Origin of the sequence: Serratia sp. B501, assembly GCF_051172315.1 — a bacterium.
Taxonomy (GTDB): domain Bacteria; phylum Pseudomonadota; class Gammaproteobacteria; order Enterobacterales; family Enterobacteriaceae; genus Serratia; species Serratia ureilytica.
In genome coordinates, this window is the sequence record NZ_JBPIZB010000023.1 from 1 (window position 1) to 1,084 (window position 1,084).

At 54.0% G+C, this 1,084-nt stretch carries 1 protein-coding gene; it reads left to right on the plus strand.

The features are described 5' to 3' along the window. Positions 1–1,080: elongation factor Tu (tuf, locus tag ACSBQV_RS24210; RefSeq protein ID WP_060417749.1), on the plus strand; the 1,080-nt coding region annotated here is incomplete at its 5' end. Positions 1,081–1,084: the final 4 nt, after the last annotated feature.

Below are 1,084 nucleotides of genomic sequence, written 5' to 3' on the forward strand. Positions count from 1 at the left end.
CTGGCTAAAACCTACGGCGGTTCTGCACGTGCTTTCGACCAGATCGATAACGCGCCAGAAGAAAAAGCTCGTGGTATCACCATCAACACCTCTCACGTTGAGTATGACACCCCGACTCGTCACTACGCGCACGTTGACTGCCCAGGGCACGCCGACTACGTGAAAAACATGATCACCGGTGCTGCTCAGATGGACGGCGCGATCCTGGTAGTTGCTGCGACTGACGGCCCAATGCCTCAGACCCGTGAGCACATCCTGCTGGGTCGTCAGGTTGGCGTTCCTTTCATCATCGTATTCATGAACAAATGCGACATGGTTGATGATGAAGAGCTGCTGGAACTGGTAGAAATGGAAGTTCGCGAACTGCTGTCCGCGTACGACTTCCCAGGCGACGACCTGCCAGTGATCCGCGGTTCCGCGCTGAAAGCGCTGGAAGGCGAAGCTGAGTGGGAAGCGAAAATCATCGAACTGGCCGAAGCCCTGGACAGCTACATCCCAGAGCCAGAGCGCGCTATCGACAAGCCGTTCCTGCTGCCAATCGAAGACGTATTCTCCATCTCCGGTCGTGGTACCGTTGTTACCGGTCGTGTTGAGCGCGGTATCATCAAAGTTGGCGAAGAAGTTGAAATCGTTGGTATCAAAGACACCGTTAAGTCTACCTGTACTGGCGTTGAAATGTTCCGCAAACTGCTGGACGAAGGCCGTGCTGGTGAGAACGTAGGTGTTCTGCTGCGTGGTATCAAACGTGAAGAAATCGAACGTGGTCAGGTACTGGCTAAACCAGGCTCCATCAAGCCGCACACCCAGTTCGAATCTGAAGTGTACATCCTGAGCAAAGATGAAGGTGGTCGTCACACGCCATTCTTCAAAGGCTACCGTCCACAGTTCTACTTCCGTACTACTGACGTGACCGGTACCATCGAACTGCCAGAAGGCGTAGAGATGGTAATGCCAGGCGACAACGTGAACATGGTTGTAACCCTGATTCACCCAATCGCGATGGACGACGGTCTGCGTTTCGCAATCCGTGAAGGCGGCCGTACTGTAGGCGCTGGTGTTGTTGCTAAAGTTATCGCTTAATCGC